Here is an 18,477-nt window from a genome sequence, read left to right as displayed (position 1 = left end):
CCTAATATATTTTTATATAGTAGAAAGGAATACAGATATTCTGTATAAGGTGATGATATGAAACGAGTATTTTTAATAGTATTAGACAGTTTTGGAATTGGTGAAGCGCCGGATGCGAAGGATTTTCACGATGAGGGAAGCAACACGATTAAGGCGGCTTCCACAAGTGAATTTTTCTCCATGCCGAATATGCAAAAGCTTGGATTGTTTAACATAGATGGTGTGGACTGCAGGGAAGGAAATGAAAAGCCGCAGGGCAGCTTTGCCAGAATGACAGAGACCTCCAAGGGAAAGGATACGACAATCGGACATTGGGAGATTGCAGGAATCCAGTCGATGAAACCGCTTCCGACCTATCCGGACGGCTTTCCCGCAGATGTGCTTGAGAAGTTTTCCAAGGCGGTAAACAGAGGCGTAATATGCAACAAGCCATATTCCGGTACGGATGTAATAAGAGATTACGGAAAAGAGCATGTGGAGACAGGAGATTTAATTGTATATACCTCTGCTGACAGTGTATTCCAGATAGCGGCGCATGAGGATGTGGTACCGATTGAGACGCTATATGAATATTGCAGGATTGCAAGGGAAATATTAGTCGGAGAGCACGGAGTCGGAAGAGTGATTGCAAGACCGTTTGAAGGAGAATATCCGGATTATAAGAGAACGTCCAGACGACATGATTTTTCCATACTGCCTCCTCAGGAGACAATGCTTCACAACTTAAAGGATAAAGGGCTTGATGTGATTGCGGTAGGTAAAATCAATGACATTTTTGCAGGACAAGGCATCACGGAATATGTCTATACAAGTAATAATGATGAGGGCATCGACCGTACCTTGGAATATATGGACAAGGAGTTTGAGGGCTTATGCTTTATCAACCTTGTTGATTTTGATATGCTGTACGGGCACCGAAACGACGTGGACGGCTATGCCAAGGCATTGACGAACTTTGACAACCGCCTCCCTTCCATTTTGGAGAAGCTTGGTGAGGATGATATTTTAATGATTACCGCGGACCACGGCTGTGATCCGCTCACACCTTCCACGGATCATTCCAGAGAGTATACACCTTGGGTAATCTACGGAAAAAAGGTGAAAGAAAACAACAATCTCGGAACAAGGGATACCTTTTCTGACATTGCGAAGACAATCACGGACTATTTTGGAATTACATCAGGCATTGCAGGAAAATCTGTGTTAAAAGACATTATTTAGGAGGATTTATTTTGAGTAACTACAAGAAGGAAATAGAAAAAAGAAGGACCTTTGCCATTATTTCTCACCCCGATGCAGGTAAGACGACACTGACAGAGAAATTCTTATTATACGGAGGTGCAATCAATTTAGCAGGCTCTGTAAAAGGAAAAGCGACAGCAAGACATGCGGTGTCAGACTGGATGGAGATTGAGAAGGAAAGAGGTATTTCTGTTACTTCCTCCGTGCTGCAATTTAACTATGATAATTACTGTATTAATATTTTGGATACCCCGGGACATCAGGATTTCTCCGAGGATACCTATCGTACCCTTATGGCGGCAGATTCAGCCGTGATGGTAATTGACGCTTCCAAGGGTGTTGAGGCACAGACAAGAAAGCTGTTTAAAGTATGTGTGATGCGAAATATTCCGATTTTTACATTTATTAATAAGATGGATCGTGAAGCGAGAGATACGTTTGAGCTTCTGGATGATATTGAAAAAGAGCTTGGAATTGCAACGTGCCCGATTAACTGGCCGATTGGCTCGGGTAAAGAGTTTAAAGGAGTTTATGATCGAAATACTAAGACGGTGACGACTTTTTCTGATACACAGAGAGGAACGAAAGAGGGCGCGTCTTTAGAGATTTCTGTTGAGGATGAAGGGCTTTCCAATGTAATCGGAGAAGGCTTTGCAACCACCTTACAGGATGAGATTGAGCTGTTGGACGGCGCCAGTGCAGAGTTTGATATGGAGCTTGTGAGTACGGGAAAATTATCTCCGGTGTTTTTCGGCTCCGCTTTGACGAACTTTGGTGTTGAGACATTTTTAAAGCATTTTCTTCAGATGACTTCCTCACCGCTTCCAAGAAAATCAGATGTAGGGGAAGTCAATCCGTTTAACGAGGATTTTTCTGCATTTGTCTTTAAGATACAGGCAAATATGAACAAGGCACACCGCGACAGAATTGCTTTTATGCGCATCTGTTCCGGCAAGTTTGAGGCAGGCATGGAGGTAACCCATATTCAGGGCGGCAATAAAAAGATAAAACTTTCCCAACCTCAGCAGCTTATGGCGCAGGAGCGTAAAATTGTGGAGGAGGCATATGCGGGCGATATCATCGGTGTATTTGATCCGGGCATCTTCTCTATCGGAGATACTTTGTGCTGTGGCGACAAGTTTGAGTTTGAGGGCATTCCGACCTTTGCACCGGAGCATTTTGCGAGAGTGAGACAGATTGATACGATGAAGCGAAAGCAGTTTGTGAAAGGTATCAGTCAGATAGCGCAGGAGGGTGCCATTCAGATTTTTCAGGAGTATAATACCGGTATGGAGGAAATTATTGTCGGCGTAGTCGGCGTTCTTCAGTTCGAGGTGCTCAAATATAGACTGGAAAATGAGTACAATGTAGAGATAAGAATGGAAAACCTTCCGTATGAGCATATCCGCTGGATAGAAAATGACGACATTGATTTGGATAAGCTTGTCGGAACGTCAGATATGAAAAAAATCAAGGACTTAAAGGACAATCCGCTTTTACTTTTTGTGAATAGCTGGAGTATCGGAATGACCTTAGACAGAAATAAAGGGCTTGAATTATCCGAGTTTGGAAAATAGTACGAGAAAGATATTGAAGAAACCAAAAAACTGCCATTGGCAGTTTTTTGGTTTCTTAGGGTATGAAAAATACGAAAGTATGATAATTGGTTAATAAATAGTTTTCCATTCTTCAATATTAGACGGATCAAATTTAAAAGGAGGTCCTAAGATGATTTCTGTTCCGCCGTCAGATGCTTCTACAATATTGTATTCGCCCATGTCACCAGCGGTGAATGTTTCTCCTGCGGCACCTGTGATTTCATTGGTTACCAGTGCAATTGAGGTATAGGCGGATAGGCGTCCGATGTCAATTGGATTCCACAAAAACATGTATGGGCAAGAGTGGGCATCATCTGCCCCGATGTAGTCCGACATCTCAGAAGGAAGTCCGAGACCTGTCAGCTTTATTTTATCTGTGACACCTTGGTCTTGCAAAACCTTGGCAGCAGCCATGATTCCGACAGTGGTCGGAGCACAAATCAGTTTTAGGTCAGGGTAATTGGAGAGTAAGGCCTGTGTCTGATCGACAGACTTTTGATATTCGTCATCGCCATACACAATATCAACCAGCTCAAGATTCGAATATTTGCTGTCCTGCATAACCTCTTTCATTGCCTCAATCCATGCATTTTGATTTGCAGCCTGACTTGTTGCAGAGAGAATTGCAAATTGCCCGCTTCCTCCCATAATGTCAGAGACTGCATCCACTAAGGTTTGACCGATGATTTCTGTTCCGGCTTGGTTGATATGAACCAAGCGGCTCTGTGGATTTACAGCGGAATCGAGGGAAGAAACCTTAATACCGGCGTTGGTGGCAGCAGCTAAAGCTGGCTGAAGTGCATCTACATCGTTACTTGCGATAGCGATGGCATCTACCTTCTGTGCAACTAATTCGTTAATCATTGCAATCTGAGCTTCCGCAGTCGCAGATTCCGGCTGCTTTACAATGCATGTTGCACCTGCTTTTTCAATCACTTCCTGAAAACCGCTTGCCTCTTTACCGGTATAAGGATTGCCTGCACTTCTTACAATAATGGCAAAGGTTAAGTCGGAAAGTGAAGTTTCATCAACATTTTCGGATGTCTGTGTCTGAGCAGTATCTGTTTGAGCTGTCTCTGATGTTGCAGTTTCGGATGAAGCGATATTCTGGTTTGCGCCGCAACCGGTAATTAAAGTTAAAAGAACAACGGTACATAATGATAAACTAAATAATCTTTTCAATATTTTTTCCTCCTGTATCAATAGTTTCGGTTATTATTCCTTGATAAGTTTCATGAGTACTATGGCAGATACCTCATGTCCGGTTACGGAAGGGTGGTTTACGCCATTTGCAAGTAGCTCACTTATTGGAAAGCCTTCGTTTTGATATAGTTCCCATATCTGATAGACATCAGCCAAACATACCTGTTCGGTTTTTGCAAGATCTCGTATTATTTCGACCCTTTCAGATAAAGTAGAGTATGGGTTAGAAGCAGTTTGAGGAATATTCATATTAGGGGTCATTAATACAATATCAGCCATTGTTTTGGCTTTTAGTTCTTCAACAACTTCTTTTAAAGCCTTCTCATAATCTTTACTGCTCCCGCACTCAATCCCCCAATTTAAGGAACCGTTTACTAATACGAGGTCGGGGTGGTGGGAAATGACGTCGCGCATCAGCCTTTTTTGCATACCGTATATGGTATCGCCTGCAATTCCGGCATTGATGGCATTAACTGCAGTCTGTTCATATGTTTCAATGAGCATATCCCGAAATTTTTCCAAATAGGATTCTTTTACATCTGTTATCTCGATAATTTCGTCTTCTAGGATGCCTTTTACTTCCAGTCGTTGAAAAAATGCGTTCATATCACCGTTAAATTCGAAATGACCGGCAGTGACACTGTCTCCCAAAGCAACGATTAGAGGATTTCTTCTCTCAAGGCCGTCTTTGGTGGGTCCATAAGGGCTGAGGGAATTAATAAAACCGCGATTTTCACGCATAACATTTTTAAAGTGCAAGGGTCTTTCTTTCCCTTCCGGTTTTGTATGTATTGCCAGATTTAAAATAAAATTGGCGTATTCGGTTGGGGTTTTAAATTGTGTTCTCAAAACCGACGCTCTCCTTTTCCACTTATTTTGCTTTACAATTCTGTACAGGAATTTGTAATCATCCTTATCATATCGCTATAAAAGTAGACTTTCAATTATATAATTTGCCAAACAATCACTGAATATTGCTATTTTTTAAAACGACTTTATTTATTGTTATAAAAAAGCAATATTCATATATTTTTGAATATTGCTTTTGGAAAATTATAATGTTTAATTTAACAAACTATTTTTAAAAATAGATATCTGACTTTTTCTATATACGTTTGGAGTAACGCCGACATTTCTCTTAAACTGTATAATAAAATTATTGGTGGATGGGAAACCGACATCATAGGCAATCTCCGAAATAGCCTTATCCGTTGTACGAAGCAGAATTTTGCTTCTTGAAATACGGTAATTAATCAAATAGTCATAGGGGGTTGTCCCCATTATCTTCTTAAAAATTTTAATAAAATAATACTTTGAGAGATGAGCAATATCCAAAAAATCCTCAATGGTTATATCTTCTTGGTAATGTTCCCCAATGTAGTCTGTGACAAGTGAAATAATCGTACTATGGCGGGCAGAAGGGGAGGTAGAATCTTTGAGCTCCTTATTTTGTATCATGCAGGTTAAAATATTGGAGATATTGTTGGAGATGTAATAGCCTAAATTCATATCAAGAAAAATGGGGAAGCTAAGTATTTCTTCAAAGCTTTTTAGCAGGGTACGATCATCGCTTAAAAGAATGCTGTCAGCATTTTCCTCCATAATATAGTCCATATAAGCAGCCATTGAGGAACCTTTAAAATGCATCCAGAGATAGCCCCATTCGGATTCCAGTGTTTTTACATAAAATGGCTCCAGACAATTGATTAAAATGGCAGAGTTTGGGCGAAGAATTTGCTTGTTGCCGCGATAGTTGCAGTAGCCTTCACCGGAGACGGTGTAAAGAAGTAAGTAGTTATTAATGCCATCACCCTCTGTAAAAAAATCTGACTTGGCATGAAATAGTCCACATTCTTCAATGTTAAATGGAAGGGAATCACAGATGGAAGCGCTAGTAAAAATTTTCCATTTTGACTTTTTATCAATATCTAATTCATATTCTTTTCTCATAAGAAAACCAAACCAACCTTTCTCATAGCATATAAGTTATTATAGCATACTTTACCGGCTGTATTTATGGAAAATAAAATTTAAAGGTTGAAGAGCGGCGGCATTTCATATAGAATGATAGGTAAGACAATAGAGTAGATAAACCAAGAGAAGGAGCATGTTATGAAAAAAGCATTGAGAAGACTTTTGATTTTAGTCCTTATCGCTTTGATAGGATTTCTTTATTATTACATCACGATTCCTGCGGTGAACATCCATTCCAGAGGCTTCTGGATGTTTCTTATTGTTGGAATTGTTCTGTTATTTGGAATAATTACAATAGCAAGGACAAGAGATGTAAATAAGATAAAAGATAGTATAATTGCGAAAATCGGAGTCGGAATCACAGCGGTGGCAATTATTATTTTTATCATTGGCAGTATTTTGTCCTCGCCGATTGTAAATGCGAAGAAGTATCAGCAGCTTTTACCGGTTCAGGACAGTGATTTTTCAACGGATATCAAAGAGGTATCATTTAACCAAATACCGATATTAGACAAGGATTCAGCAGAGCTTCTTGGAAACCGAAAGATGGGAAGTATGGTTGATATGGTCTCACAGTTTGAGGTAAGTTCTCTGTATACGCAGATTAACTATCAAGATGTACCGACCCGCGTGACGCCGCTTGTATATGCAAGTCCGATCAAATGGCTTACCAACCAGAAGGATGGAATTCCCGCTTATATCAAAATCAATATGACAGATCAGAATGTGGAGCTTGTAAAGCTGGCGCAGGGCATGAAATACACGGAGAGCGATTATTTTAACCGCTATATATACCGGCATATGCGTTTTTTATATCCTACCTATATTTTTGACAGCTTTAATTTTGAGATTGATGAGGAGGGCGTGCCTTATTGGGTTTGTCCGGTAAAGGATTATACGATAGGGCTGTTTGGCGGTGAGACAATCGGAAGAGTGGTGCTTTGCAACGCTGTGACGGGAGAGACGGTTGATTATAATATCGACGAGGTCCCAAGCTGGATAGACAGGGTGTTTTCCGCGGAGCTGCTCACAGAGCAGTATAATTATCACGGCATGTTAAAGCATGGCTATCTGAACACGCTGCTGAGCCAGAAGGATTGTCTAAAGACGACGGAAGGCTATAATTATCTTGCCATCGATGATGACGTGTGGATGTATACAGGTGTCACTTCGGTTATTGCAGACGAGTCCAATGTAGGCTTTGTGCTTATCAATCAGAGAACGAGGGAGACTCATTTTTACAGCATTGAGGGTGCAGAAGAGTATTCGGCGATGTCCTCAGCGCAAGGACAGGTGCAGCATTTGGGATATAAGGCGACATTCCCGTTATTGCTTAATATCGGCAATGAGCCGACCTATTTTATCGCCCTGAAGGATGAGGCGGGACTTGTTAAGAAATATGCACTGGTAAATATTAAGAGGTACCAGATTGTAGCGATTGGAGACAGTGTTTCAGAGTGTGAAAAGCAGTATATTTCCCTTTTGAGCTCCAACGGAATTACGAGCGTTGCAAGCCAGAGCATGCTGAAAATTACGGGGAACATTGAAAAAATAGCACAGGCAGTAATAGAGGGAAATACTCACTATTACATTATGCTGGAAGGGACCGGTGCAATCTTTGATGTACCGGTGGCAGATTATATTAATATTATAAAATTTAATGAGGGAGATAGTATAACATTTGAATATTCCGAAGGAACGGACACAAACACTGTTTATTCTGTTCGATAGCTTACTAGGAGGCAGGCATGAAATTAATTACCTACAGATTAAAGGAAAATGGCAGTGAAAAGATTGGAATTCTAAGCCAGGATGAACAAAAAATATTTCCCCTCAGTCAGTTTGACATGAATTATGAAACCATGAATGAGCTGATAGAAAATATGACGGATGCAGAGCTTGAACTGTTAAAAAGCAAGGCAAAAAGAGAGCCGGAGCAGTTTTTATTCCGTGATAAAACGATAAGTGCAGCTCCTATTGTAAATCCGAGGCAGGATATCATCTGCCTTGGTATCAACTACATGGCACATGCTGAGGAATCTGCCCGATACAAGAAAGAGGATTTCGGAGGTGAAAGACCGTTTGCTGTGTATTTTTCAAAGAGAGTAAATGAGGCTGTGGCGGATAACGACGTGATACCTGCCTATGAAGGTCTGGTAGACAGCCTTGATTATGAAGCAGAGCTTGCCTTAATTATCGGAAAAGATGCGAAAAATGTAGCGGAAGAGGACGCCTTTGACTATATATTCGGCTACACCATTATTAATGATGTGAGCGCTCGCAATTTGCAGACCGCACATAAGCAGTGGTATTTCGGAAAGAGTCTTGACGGCTTTACTCCGATGGGTCCGGTTATTGTGACAAAAGATGAGTTTGAGATACCTCCGAAGCTCGATATCAAAAGCTATGTAAACGGTGAATTGAGACAGGACAGCAATACAGAATTGTTGATTTTCGGAATAGCACATGTAATCAGTGAATTATCAAAGGGTATGACCTTAAAAGCCGGAACCATCATTTCGATGGGGACTCCGGCAGGTGTGGGGATGGGTTTTGTGCCTCCCCGCTTTCTGAAAAAGGGTGATGAGGTTGTCTGCGAGATAGAAGGGATTGGCAGACTGAGGAATGTGGTAGAGTAGAAGTTTTAACCAAGGAAGGTGTACAACATTCCGGCACCTTCCGTATCAGTTGGTCTTACATGAAATCCCAGATTTATATAAAAATTTTCTTTTCCTTTTGCAGCCATAAGCCCTACTGTAGTATAGGCACCTGCAAAGGAATTTTTTTTGATATAATTTAACATTTGATTGATAAGTTGTGTTCCGATACCTTTTCTTTGAAATTCTGGTGAAATAAATACATCCTGTAAATAAAATATCCGAGCACCGTCCCCAATAACACGCCCCATTCCAATTGTCTTTCCAGCATTCTTGGCACATATTGTATACAAGCTATTTTGAATTGCTTTATCTGCCTGCTCGAAATCAGCATTCCCAAAACCAACCGCAGCTTGAAGATAGACCAAATCCTGTGCAGTAACCGTGTTTTCAAAATATTCGATATTATCATTAGCCATAATTTTTCCTCCTGTATAAAAAAGTGCGAGCTCTGCTCACACTTTTTTATCAATAAATTTAATTTGATTTTACTTCATTCCAAAGATTAGAATACAGCTCATCAAAATCGGAACCGAGATAGTTGAAGGTCTCACAATTTTGTAATGCCGCAGCATCAGGGAATGCAACCTTGCTGTTTTTGATATCCTCATCCTCAATCAATTCGCGTGCTGCCTTGTTAGGAGTTGAGTAGGTAATATACTCAAAGTTTTTCAGTGCAATATCAGCACGGCATAAGAAATTGATAAACTTTTCAGCATTTTCTTTGTGTTCCGCATTTTTAGGAATTACCCAAGAGTCAATCCATACGTTGGTGCCTTCCTTTGGAATCACATATTCCAAATCAGGATTTTCGCGCTGTGTAAAGATTGCTTCACCAGAGTAGATAACACCGATGGCAGCTTCGTTTCCAATCATTTTATCGCGAACCTGATCGATAACATATGCCTGAACAAGTGGCTTTTGCTCGATTAACAGGTCTTTTGCCGCATCTAACTCTGTCTCATCGGTGGAGTTGAGAGAGTAGCCAAGGGATTTTAACGCAACCCCAAACGCATCTCTTACGCTGTCTTGCATCAGGATATTGTCTTTGTATTTCTCATCCCACAGAACAGACCAGCTATCAATCGGTTCATCAACCATTGTCTTGTTGTAAAGGATGCCTACCGTGCCCCAGCAATAAGGAACACTGTATTTGTTTTCCGGGTCAAACTGTTTTGCCTGGTCCAAATAAGTTGTATCAATATTTGAAATATTTGGAATGTTATCATAATTTAATTCAGATAATAAGTCTTCCTCAATCATACGCTCAATCATGTAATCGGAAGGGCAGACAACATCATAGTTGACACCTCCGGCAGCAATTTTCGGATACATAATCTCGTTGGTCTCAAACTCGTCATAGACAACTTCAATGCCGGTTTCTTCCGTAAACATATCCAGAACATCCGGGTCAATGTACTCACCCCAGTTGTAGACATATAATTTCTGATCTTCAGATACGGAACTGCTTCCGCCGCAGCCTGCAAGTGTCGCAGCAGCAAGAGCCGCAGCAGCTAAAACAACAGTATATTTTTTCATAAAGAATCCTCCTGACTAACTTTCTTTCGCTGTTTTGGTGCCTTGTTGACAGCGATTAATAAAACTAAAACAGATACAAAAAGCAGGGTCGACAGTGCATACATTTCCGGTTTAATTCCCTTTCTGACCTCTGCGTAAATTTTGGTGGAGAGCGTGTCTACACCGGAGCCCTTTGTAAAATGGGTTATGATAAAATCATCCAATGACATAGTAAAGGATAATAAAAATCCTGATAATATACCCGGAAGGATATCCGGCATGATAACCCTGAAAAATGCATAAAGCGGTGAAGCACCAAGGTCAAGTGCTGCGGCATAGGTGTTTTGGTCAATCTGCTTGAGCTTTGGCATGACACTTAATATGACATACGGTATATTAAAGGTGATATGCGCCAGCAGAATAGTAGAAAATCCAAACTTTATGCCAAAGGCTATAAACAAAAGCATAAGTGAGATACCAGTCACAATATCCGCATTCAGCATAGGAATGTTGGTGATACTCATCAAAACTGTTTTAAAATGCTTGTTCATCGCGTTGATTCCGAGAGAAGCAGCAGTACCGATGACTGTTGCAATCAAGGAAGAGATCAATGCGATTGCCAGAGTGTTGTAGAGCGCATCCATAATTGCCTCGTTTTGGAAAAGCTCAACGTACCAGTTTAATGTAAAGCCTCCCCATTTTGCACGGGTCTTTGAGGCATTAAAGGACAACACAATCAGCGTTGCGATGGGGGCATACAACAATATAAAAATCAATGCGAGATAGAATTTTGATAAAAATTTCTTCATTATATAATTCCCTCCCCATCCTTATCGTATTTTGACAAAATAGCCATGCTGGCAAGAATAAATACCATCAGGACAAGGGAAAGTCCCGAGCCTGCGTGCCAGTTGTTTGCCTGCGTAAATTTCTGCTCAATAACGTTACCGATGAGAAGAATTTTGCTTCCGCCAAGCAAATCAGAGATGACGAAGGTGGTCAGAGAAGGAACGAACACCATCGTGATACCGCTTATGACACCCGGCCAGCTAAGCGGAAGAATTACCTTGTAAAAGGTCTGGAAGCTGTTTGCGCCCAAATCCTTTGCAGCATTGATTACGTTAGGGTCAATCTTAAGTAATATATTGTAAATCGGCAATACCATGAACGGCAGGAAGTTATAAACCATACCGAGCACAATGGCATACGGTGTATTGATAATATTTAAGGCAGGCAGATGCAAGAAAGTTAAAATACTGTTGATAACACCTGTTTTTTCAAGCAGGGTCTGCCAAGCCAATGTACGAAGCAAAAAGTTCATCCACATCGGTAAGATGAAAATAAGTACAACGAAGCTGTTCTGGTTTACATCCATGCGATTTAGTATCATTGCAAGCGGGTAGGCAAGAATGAGACATAGTATCGTACTGACAATGGAAAGCAGGAGAGCGAGAAACAATGCTTTCATGTTTGTTGCAGTCGTGATTTCCATAATATTTTCAAATGTAACGTTACCTGATTTGTTCGTAAAGCCGTAGTAAACAATCATAAGGAGCGGAATGATGATGAAGGAAACCGCCCAGAATAAATAAGGACCGGAAAGCCATTTTTTATTCATTGATAATCACCGCCTCCTCATCTTCCGAAGCAGGCTTATTCATAATCTGGATATCAAATGGGTCCACATGAATTCCTACCTTAGTTCCGACAGGAAATAAATCTGTGCTGTGTACAAGCCACTCATGTCCGTTCGCCATAACCTCCATCTCGTAGTGAACACCTTTAAATATCAGGTGGGTTACAACTCCTTGAATGGTACCTTTCTCCGGATCTACCAGATCAATATCCTCCGGTCTGATTACCACATCAACCGGTGTATTGTTTCCAAAGCCGACATCAACACAGGCAAATTTTGCCCCGAGTATCTGAACAAGCTTATCCTCGAGCATGATAGCAGGAAGAATGTTGCTTTCACCGATGAAATCCGCAACAAAGGCATTCTGAGGCTCGTTGTAGATGTCCTCCGGTGTGCCAATCTGCTGGATATAGCCCTGATTCATAACGACGATTGTGTCAGACATCGTGAGGGCTTCCTCCTGATCATGGGTAACGTAAATAAAGGTAATACCTAACTCGTTTTTCAGACGAATCAATTCATACTGCATATCCTGACGAAGCTTTAAATCAAGAGCGCCCAAAGGCTCGTCTAGGAGCAATACCTTCGGCTCATTTACAATGGCGCGGGCAATGGCGATACGCTGCTGCTGACCGCCGCTTAGAGAGTTTGGCGTACGATTTTCGAAGCCCTCTAAATTTACGAGCTTTAAGGCATATTTTATTTTATCATTTATGTAATCTTTTGATTTTCCTTTTATCTTCAGACCAAATGCAATGTTTTCCGCAATTGACATATGGGTAAAAAGAGCATATTTTTGAAAAACCGTATTCAAGGCTCTTTTATTTGGGGGAACATTTGTGATATCAGTGCCTCCAAAAATAACCTGACCCTTATCGGGGTGCTGAAAGCCGCCTAAAATACTGAGGGTAGTGGATTTTCCGCAGCCGCTTGGACCTAGAAGGGTGACAAACTCATTTTCCTTGACGGACAAATTGAGATCATCCAAAACAAGCTGGTTGTCAAAGGTTTTTGTTATGTTGATTAAGTCAATTAAGTTATTGCTCACTGTTCGTATCTCCTGTATTCTAAAAATTTGGTGGAGTACTTACCCATATCAGAGAAGCACCTGTTTTTGCATTTGCGACAATATAATGTTTCGCATTGGGGACAAAATAAAAGGATTCTCCTTTTTTTGCCTTATAAACCTTATTCCCTATATTAATTGAAATACTTCCCTGTAAAACATAACCGAATTCTTCTCCCTCATGCGGATTATCAGGATAGGTAGAGCCGCCGGGCTCAAGTGTCAGGCGAATAGGCTCCATAATGTTTTTCTGAGCGTTTGGTATAATCCATTCGATTTTATTATGAAGCTCGGTATCTATCTTTTCAAAATAATCACTCTGTTTAAATACAATTTGTTCCTCCGACGTGTCGTTGAAAAAATCCTTCAAATTTGTTCCAAGACACTGTAAAATGTCGACAAGGGTTGCAATAGAAGGGGAGGTCAAGTCACGTTCAATCTGTGAGATAAATCCCTTTGAAAGCTCAGCACGGTCTGCCAGCTCTTCCTGCGTAAGATTTTTCTGCACTCTGAGTTCTTTTAGCTTACTTCCTATTTTCATTATGACTGGCTCCTTTCCTTAATTATAATAAAGTGTAATAATATAGTATAAAAATAGTTAAACTATACAAAAAGTTTACTATACCTAAACTGCACACTAGATATATTATACTCGGAAAATTGCAGGTGTCAACTAGTAGAATAAAGAATTATAAAGAATTTTTAAAGTAATTTTGGAAGATGTAAAATAGGGTCATAAAATGCGATGTATCTATTTTTAAACAATAGCAAAAAATAGTTAGACTATTAACAAATGAAAGAAAATATGATAAGATAGCGTTAGACTAATTTCGATATAAAAGAATAAATTTAACAAGCATTGTGTTATGGAGGATGTTACATGAAGAAGGAAAAATATGTTGCGTATGTAGGGACCTACACGCATGGAAGTAGTTTGGGAATTCATATTTATGATTTAGATGTAGAAAAAGGAAGCATGGTGGAGAGAAAGGTAGAGAAGATTAACAATCCTTCTGACATGGCATTTTCCACAAACGGCAAGTATTTATACTCTATCGCAGATGAGGGAGTAAAGTCATATGAGATAGCACCGGACGGTGATTTAAAGCCGATTAATGCAGCTACGATAGAGGGCATGAGAGGCTGCTATCTGGAGACAGATTCTAATGATAAGTATCTGTTTGTTTCGGGCTATCATGACGGAAAGGTTACGGTTCTTGAGTTAAATGAAGATGGAAGTGTCGGAAAAATAAAGGACGGTATATTTCATAAAGGTCTCGGAAGCTTAGCGGAGCGTAATTTCAGGCCGCATGTGAGCTGTGCGACCTTAACACCGGACGAAAATTTCCTTTGTGCTGTAGATTTAGGCGTTGACCATGTTAAAATATATAAGTTTGATAAGGAGACGGGGAAAATTAAACTCGTAGACTTTTTGAGATGTGAAATTGAGTCCGCTCCGAGAACATTATTGTTCAGCAAGGACGGCAAATATGCTTATCTGATTTGTGAGCTGAAAAATTACATCAATGTATACAGCTATTCAAGTACGGAGAAGGCACCGAAATTCGAATTGCTTCAGACGGTTCCAACGGCAAAAGCACATTGTGATGATGGCTGCGCAGCAGCAGCACTTAAATTTTCACCGGATAATAATTATCTCTTTTGCTCCAATGCAGGGGATGACAGTGTGGGTATATTTAAGATTGACCACAAAACCGGTATGCTGACTTGCAAAAATATTCTTCCTATCAGCGGTGAATATCCAAAGGATATTGAGTTTTTCCCGGACGGAAAGCATTTGATGTCCTTAAACCACGAATCAAATACCATCACAGTTTTTTCAATTGATTATGAAAAAGGTGTACTTGTTATGAACGGAGAACCGATTAAGATTGATACACCAAACTGCGTGCTTGTCGCAAAGGTTTCCGAGTAAAATAGTTTCATTTATGAAAAAAAGAATGTAAAAAATATCTAAAACGAGCGTATTATTCAAAGTGGATGATACGCTCGTTCGTATAAGGCAGTTATATCATGTATTCTACGCCTCATTTCTGTGCGGATATGTAACGGCTCTAAACACTCGCATTTGTCCCCAAAACTGAAAAGAATATTGTAGTAGTATTCGTTCTCTATAAAAGGAAAACTAACAATGTAATGCTCATCACCGTCTGGCGAAAAGTGTTCATAAGTGCAATAATCAAGTACCCTGTCCATGACAGATTTATGAATACGAATTTTGATTTTTGTTTGCATAGTTGCCAAAATATCAGTAAAATCTAACTGCGGTTTTTGATAATCTCGTGGCGTAAAAAATTCCTCTTGTATTTGTAGGTTTGATGTACGAGATAGTTTGAATAAGCGAAAATCATTTCTTTTATGGCAATACCCTTGCCAATACCAATGACTACTTTTCAATACAAGCTGATACGGCTCGGCTGTCCGTGCGGTTTTATTTCCGTAGCGGTCTGCATATTCAAATGAAAGTAGCCTGCTTTCTTGTAAAGCTGTTTTGATAATTTCTAAATATGGTTGTATGTTCCTGTTGCCCATCCATGGACTTAAATCTATATATATTTGATTTGCTTTTAATTCAATGTCTTTCGCTCTGTCGGCAGGGATAAAACTCTTGACTTTCGCAAGGGCGTTTACCAGTTCATCACCTCGTATCATGTTAGAAAGACTGGAAAGCCCCATCAAGATAGAGGAAAGGTCAGCAGTCGAAAAAAACTTTCTATCAATCTTATATTTCTCCATGATTTCAAAGCCGCCGCCCACTCCTGATATTGAACGAACAGGAATACCCGCCATGTTGATAGTGTCTATGTCGCGGTAGATTGTGCGGGGTGAAACTTCAAACATATCTGCTAACTCCTGTGCGCCTATACGCTCTTTATCGAGGAGTATCATAATAATGCTAACAAGCCTGTCAACTTTCATTTGATAGCCGCCTTTCAAAATTTCTTTTTATCATTATAGATTGTTGCCATACTGTTGTCAATAATTGCGTGCTACAATGAAAAAGCAAACAAATCAATCTACCTATCAGGAGGAGACACTATGCAGAAAAAAGCCTTAGTAATAATTGATATTCAAAATGATATAACGAAGAATTATAAGAATATTATTGACAATATCAATAAAGCCATTGATTGGGCAGTCAATAATAATATTCATGTCATTTATATAAGGCATGAAAATTTATCAGCCGGCACGAGGACTTTTAAACCCAATACATATGGGGCTGAATTAGCTTCAGACTTGAAAATAGTATCAAAAAGTGTTTTTACAAAATACAAAGGAAACGCATTAAGCAGTGAAGAATTTACAGACTTTATTAGTAAAAATGAAATATGTGGTTTCTACATAACAGGAGCAGATGCTGTTGCTTGTATTAAATCAACCTGTTACAACTTATGCAAAGCAAGTTATAGTGTTAATGTATTATCAGATTGCATTACAAGTTATGATAAAAGGAAAATTGACGAAATGCTGCGCTATTATGAAAGTAAAGGCAGTAAAATCATTAGTTTAAATGACTTGTTATCTAATCATATCTTTGAAGCACAGAATGTTACTACGTGACTGTATTCGAGCGCGAAGTGTGAGCAGAGCTCACACTTTCTTGATTTATGCGGGTAAATGAAAAAAAAAGTCAAAAAGGCTGGACTAATTATATGTTTTGTGAGAAAATGGTCTAGAGTGCGGTGTTAAATAAATATCAAAGTTAACACGGCACATTTACGGTTGAAAAAGTCCCTTCTATTATAATATTGAAGGTAACAGGTCAACGAATGATTACATATTCGAAAGGAGTCTTAAAATGATTTATTCACATGAAGTAGAAAAAATGTGTCCGGTAGCACAGGGTGTCAATCATGGTGCTGCACCAATTCCAGAAGAAGCAAAATGGGTTAAGGCAAAAGAAGTAACAGACATATCCGGTTTAACACACGGTGTAGGCTGGTGTGCGCCACAGCAGGGAGCCTGTAAATTAACTCTTAACGTAAAAGAAGGTCTTATTCAGGAGGCGTTAGTTGAAACAATCGGCTGTTCAGGTATGACACATTCAGCAGCTATGGCAGCTGAAATTTTACCTGGAAGAACTATTCTTGAGGCTTTAAATACAGATTTAGTCTGTGATGCAATCAATACGGCAATGAGAGAATTATTCTTACAGATCGTATACGGAAGAACACAGTCCGCATTCTCAGAGGATGGACTTGCAATCGGTGCTGGTCTTGAAGACTTAGGAAAGGGACTTCGCTCACAGGTTGGTACTATGTACGGAACATTGAAAAAAGGTCCTCGTTATCTTGAAATGGCAGAAGGCTATGTAACAGGAATCGCTCTTGATGAAGAAGATCAGATTATCGGCTATCAGTTCGTAAGTCTTGGAAAAATGACTGACTTCATCAAAAAAGGTGATGACCCGAACACCGCTTATGAAAAAGCGAAAGGTCAGTACGGACGTGTAGCAGATGCAGTTAAGATTATTGACCCAAGAGAAGAATAATAGAAGGAGGAAATAAAAAATGGCTTTATTTGAATCATATGAAAGAAGAATTAAACAAATTGATGCAGTATTAAACAGCTATGGTATTTCTTCTATTGAAGAAGCAGAGAAAATTACCAAGGATGCTGGTTTAGAAGTATATACACAAGTAGAAGCAATTCAGCCAATCTGTTTTGAAAATGCAAAATGGGCTTACGTTGTAGGTGCGGCAATTGCAATCAAAAAAGGCTGCAGAAAAGCATCTGATGCAGCAGCAGCAATCGGAGAAGGACTTCAGGCATTCTGTATTCCAGGTTCCGTTGCAGATCAGCGTAAGGTTGGTTTAGGACATGGTAACCTTGGAAAAATGTTACTGGAAGAAGAGACAAAATGCTTTGCTTTCTTAGCAGGACATGAGTCATTCGCAGCAGCAGAAGGTGCAATCGGTATCGCTGAAAAGGCAAACAAGGTTCGTAAAGAGCCTTTACGTGTAATCTTAAACGGTCTTGGAAAAGATGCAGCTCAGATTATTTCCAGAATCAATGGCTTTACTTTCGTAGAGACTGAGATGGATTACTATACAGGAGAAGTAAAAGAAGTATACAGAAAATCTTACTCCACAGGACTTCGTGCTAAAGTTAATTGCTACGGTGCAAATGATGTTACAGAAGGTGTAGCAATCATGCATAAGGAAGGCGTTGACGTTTCCATCACAGGTAACTCAACAAACCCTACCAGATTCCAGCATCCGGTTGCAGGTACATACAAAAAAGAATGTATGGAACAGGGAAAGAAATATTTCTCAGTTGCTTCAGGTGGTGGTACAGGTAGAACACTTCACCCGGATAACATGGCAGCAGGTCCTGCTTCCTATGGTATGACAGATACAATGGGACGTATGCACTCTGACGCTCAGTTTGCAGGTTCATCTTCCGTTCCGGCTCACGTTGAAATGATGGGTCTTATTGGAGCAGGAAATAACCCTATGGTCGGAATGACAGTAGCAATTGCGGTAGGGATCCAGGAGGCTGCGGACGCTGGTAAATTCTAAGGAATACAGCATTTATAAGGGCTGCGGCGTTCACGAA

16 protein-coding genes and 1 pseudogene are annotated in these 18,477 nt (G+C 40.0%); 8 read left to right on the top strand and 9 right to left on the bottom strand.

What is annotated here, in order from left to right:
- Positions 1–57 precede the first annotated feature (57 nt).
- Both CTY48_RS10115 and CTY48_RS10110 read left to right on the top strand, forming a co-directional pair.
- Positions 58–1,221 (top strand): phosphopentomutase, encoded by a 1,164-nt coding sequence (locus tag CTY48_RS10115; RefSeq protein WP_099468375.1) that lies wholly within the window; start codon positions 58–60, stop codon positions 1,219–1,221.
- Positions 1,222–1,232: 11 nt separating this feature from the next.
- Positions 1,233–2,819: a peptide chain release factor 3 gene (locus CTY48_RS10110; protein ID WP_099468374.1), complete on the top strand. Its 1,587-nt coding sequence runs from the start codon at positions 1,233–1,235 to the stop codon at positions 2,817–2,819.
- A 90-nt stretch (positions 2,820–2,909) separates the two neighbouring features.
- On the opposite strand, the gene CTY48_RS10105 is transcribed toward CTY48_RS10110, so the two are convergent.
- The 3 genes from CTY48_RS10105 to CTY48_RS10095 form a co-directional block, all read right to left on the bottom strand.
- Entirely contained in the window at positions 2,910–4,025 is a 1,116-nt protein-coding gene (locus CTY48_RS10105; RefSeq protein ID WP_099470126.1) for a rhamnose ABC transporter substrate-binding protein, read from the bottom strand.
- Positions 4,026–4,055: 30 nt separating this feature from the next.
- Positions 4,056–4,892: an SGNH/GDSL hydrolase family protein gene (locus CTY48_RS10100; RefSeq protein WP_099468373.1), complete on the bottom strand. Its 837-nt coding sequence runs from the start codon at positions 4,890–4,892 to the stop codon at positions 4,056–4,058.
- 213 nt (positions 4,893–5,105) lie between these two features.
- Positions 5,106–5,993: an AraC family transcriptional regulator gene (locus CTY48_RS10095; RefSeq protein ID WP_099468372.1), complete on the bottom strand. Its 888-nt coding sequence runs from the start codon at positions 5,991–5,993 to the stop codon at positions 5,106–5,108.
- A gap of 162 nt (positions 5,994–6,155) precedes the next feature.
- Here CTY48_RS10095 and CTY48_RS10090 point away from each other — a divergent pair, with 162 nt between their 5' ends.
- A complete protein-coding gene (locus tag CTY48_RS10090; RefSeq protein WP_099468371.1) occupies positions 6,156–7,748 on the top strand; it encodes a hypothetical protein in 1,593 nt (530 codons plus the stop codon).
- 17 nt (positions 7,749–7,765) lie between these two features.
- Positions 7,766–8,656 (top strand): fumarylacetoacetate hydrolase family protein, encoded by an 891-nt coding sequence (locus CTY48_RS10085; RefSeq protein ID WP_099468370.1) that lies wholly within the window; start codon positions 7,766–7,768, stop codon positions 8,654–8,656.
- A 5-nt stretch (positions 8,657–8,661) separates the two neighbouring features.
- Here CTY48_RS10085 and CTY48_RS10080 read toward each other — a convergent pair whose 3' ends face one another.
- The 5 genes and pseudogenes from CTY48_RS10080 to CTY48_RS10060 all read right to left on the bottom strand — a co-directional run bounded on the left by CTY48_RS10080 (position 8,662) and on the right by CTY48_RS10060 (position 13,435).
- Positions 8,662–9,093, bottom strand: coding sequence for a GNAT family N-acetyltransferase (locus tag CTY48_RS10080; RefSeq protein ID WP_099468369.1), 432 nt, complete (start codon positions 9,091–9,093; stop codon positions 8,662–8,664).
- A gap of 58 nt (positions 9,094–9,151) precedes the next feature.
- A pseudogene (locus CTY48_RS20055) lies at positions 9,152–10,836 on the bottom strand (extracellular solute-binding protein).
- A 164-nt stretch (positions 10,837–11,000) separates the two neighbouring features.
- A complete protein-coding gene (locus CTY48_RS10070; protein ID WP_099468368.1) occupies positions 11,001–11,810 on the bottom strand; it encodes an ABC transporter permease in 810 nt (269 codons plus the stop codon).
- Complete coding sequence (locus CTY48_RS10065) at positions 11,803–12,876, bottom strand: ABC transporter ATP-binding protein (protein ID WP_099468367.1); 1,074 nt, start codon at positions 12,874–12,876, stop codon at positions 11,803–11,805. The genes CTY48_RS10070 and CTY48_RS10065 overlap by 8 nt, the downstream gene beginning before the upstream one ends.
- A gap of 19 nt (positions 12,877–12,895) precedes the next feature.
- Entirely contained in the window at positions 12,896–13,435 is a 540-nt protein-coding gene (locus CTY48_RS10060; protein WP_099468366.1) for a helix-turn-helix domain-containing protein, read from the bottom strand.
- A gap of 339 nt (positions 13,436–13,774) precedes the next feature.
- Here CTY48_RS10060 and CTY48_RS10055 point away from each other — a divergent pair, with 339 nt between their 5' ends.
- On the top strand, positions 13,775–14,830 hold the full coding sequence (locus tag CTY48_RS10055; RefSeq protein ID WP_099468365.1) for a lactonase family protein: 1,056 nt from the start codon (positions 13,775–13,777) through the stop codon (positions 14,828–14,830).
- A gap of 56 nt (positions 14,831–14,886) precedes the next feature.
- Here the strand turns inward: CTY48_RS10055 and CTY48_RS10050 are convergent, their stop codons facing one another.
- The gene (locus CTY48_RS10050) at positions 14,887–15,834 is read right to left on the bottom strand and encodes a helix-turn-helix transcriptional regulator (RefSeq protein WP_099468364.1); all 948 of its coding nucleotides are present in this window, start codon (positions 15,832–15,834) and stop codon (positions 14,887–14,889) included.
- Between the two features lie 120 nt (positions 15,835–15,954).
- Between CTY48_RS10050 and CTY48_RS10045 the strand changes: the two genes are divergently transcribed.
- From CTY48_RS10045 to CTY48_RS10035, 3 genes are all read left to right on the top strand, one after another.
- Positions 15,955–16,479, top strand: coding sequence for a cysteine hydrolase family protein (locus tag CTY48_RS10045; RefSeq protein WP_099468363.1), 525 nt, complete (start codon positions 15,955–15,957; stop codon positions 16,477–16,479).
- A 238-nt stretch (positions 16,480–16,717) separates the two neighbouring features.
- Entirely contained in the window at positions 16,718–17,410 is a 693-nt protein-coding gene (locus tag CTY48_RS10040) for an iron-sulfur cluster assembly scaffold protein (RefSeq protein ID WP_099468362.1), read from the top strand.
- 19 nt (positions 17,411–17,429) lie between these two features.
- Positions 17,430–18,440 (top strand): GGGtGRT protein, encoded by a 1,011-nt coding sequence (locus tag CTY48_RS10035; RefSeq protein WP_099468361.1) that lies wholly within the window; start codon positions 17,430–17,432, stop codon positions 18,438–18,440.
- Positions 18,441–18,477 lie beyond the last annotated feature (37 nt).

The sequence above is a fragment of the Konateibacter massiliensis genome (assembly GCF_900184995.1).
Lineage (GTDB): Bacteria > Bacillota > Clostridia > Lachnospirales > Lachnospiraceae > Lachnotalea > Lachnotalea massiliensis.
Note: the sequence above shows the minus strand (reverse complement) of the source record. Positions and strands in the feature narration are given on the sequence as shown.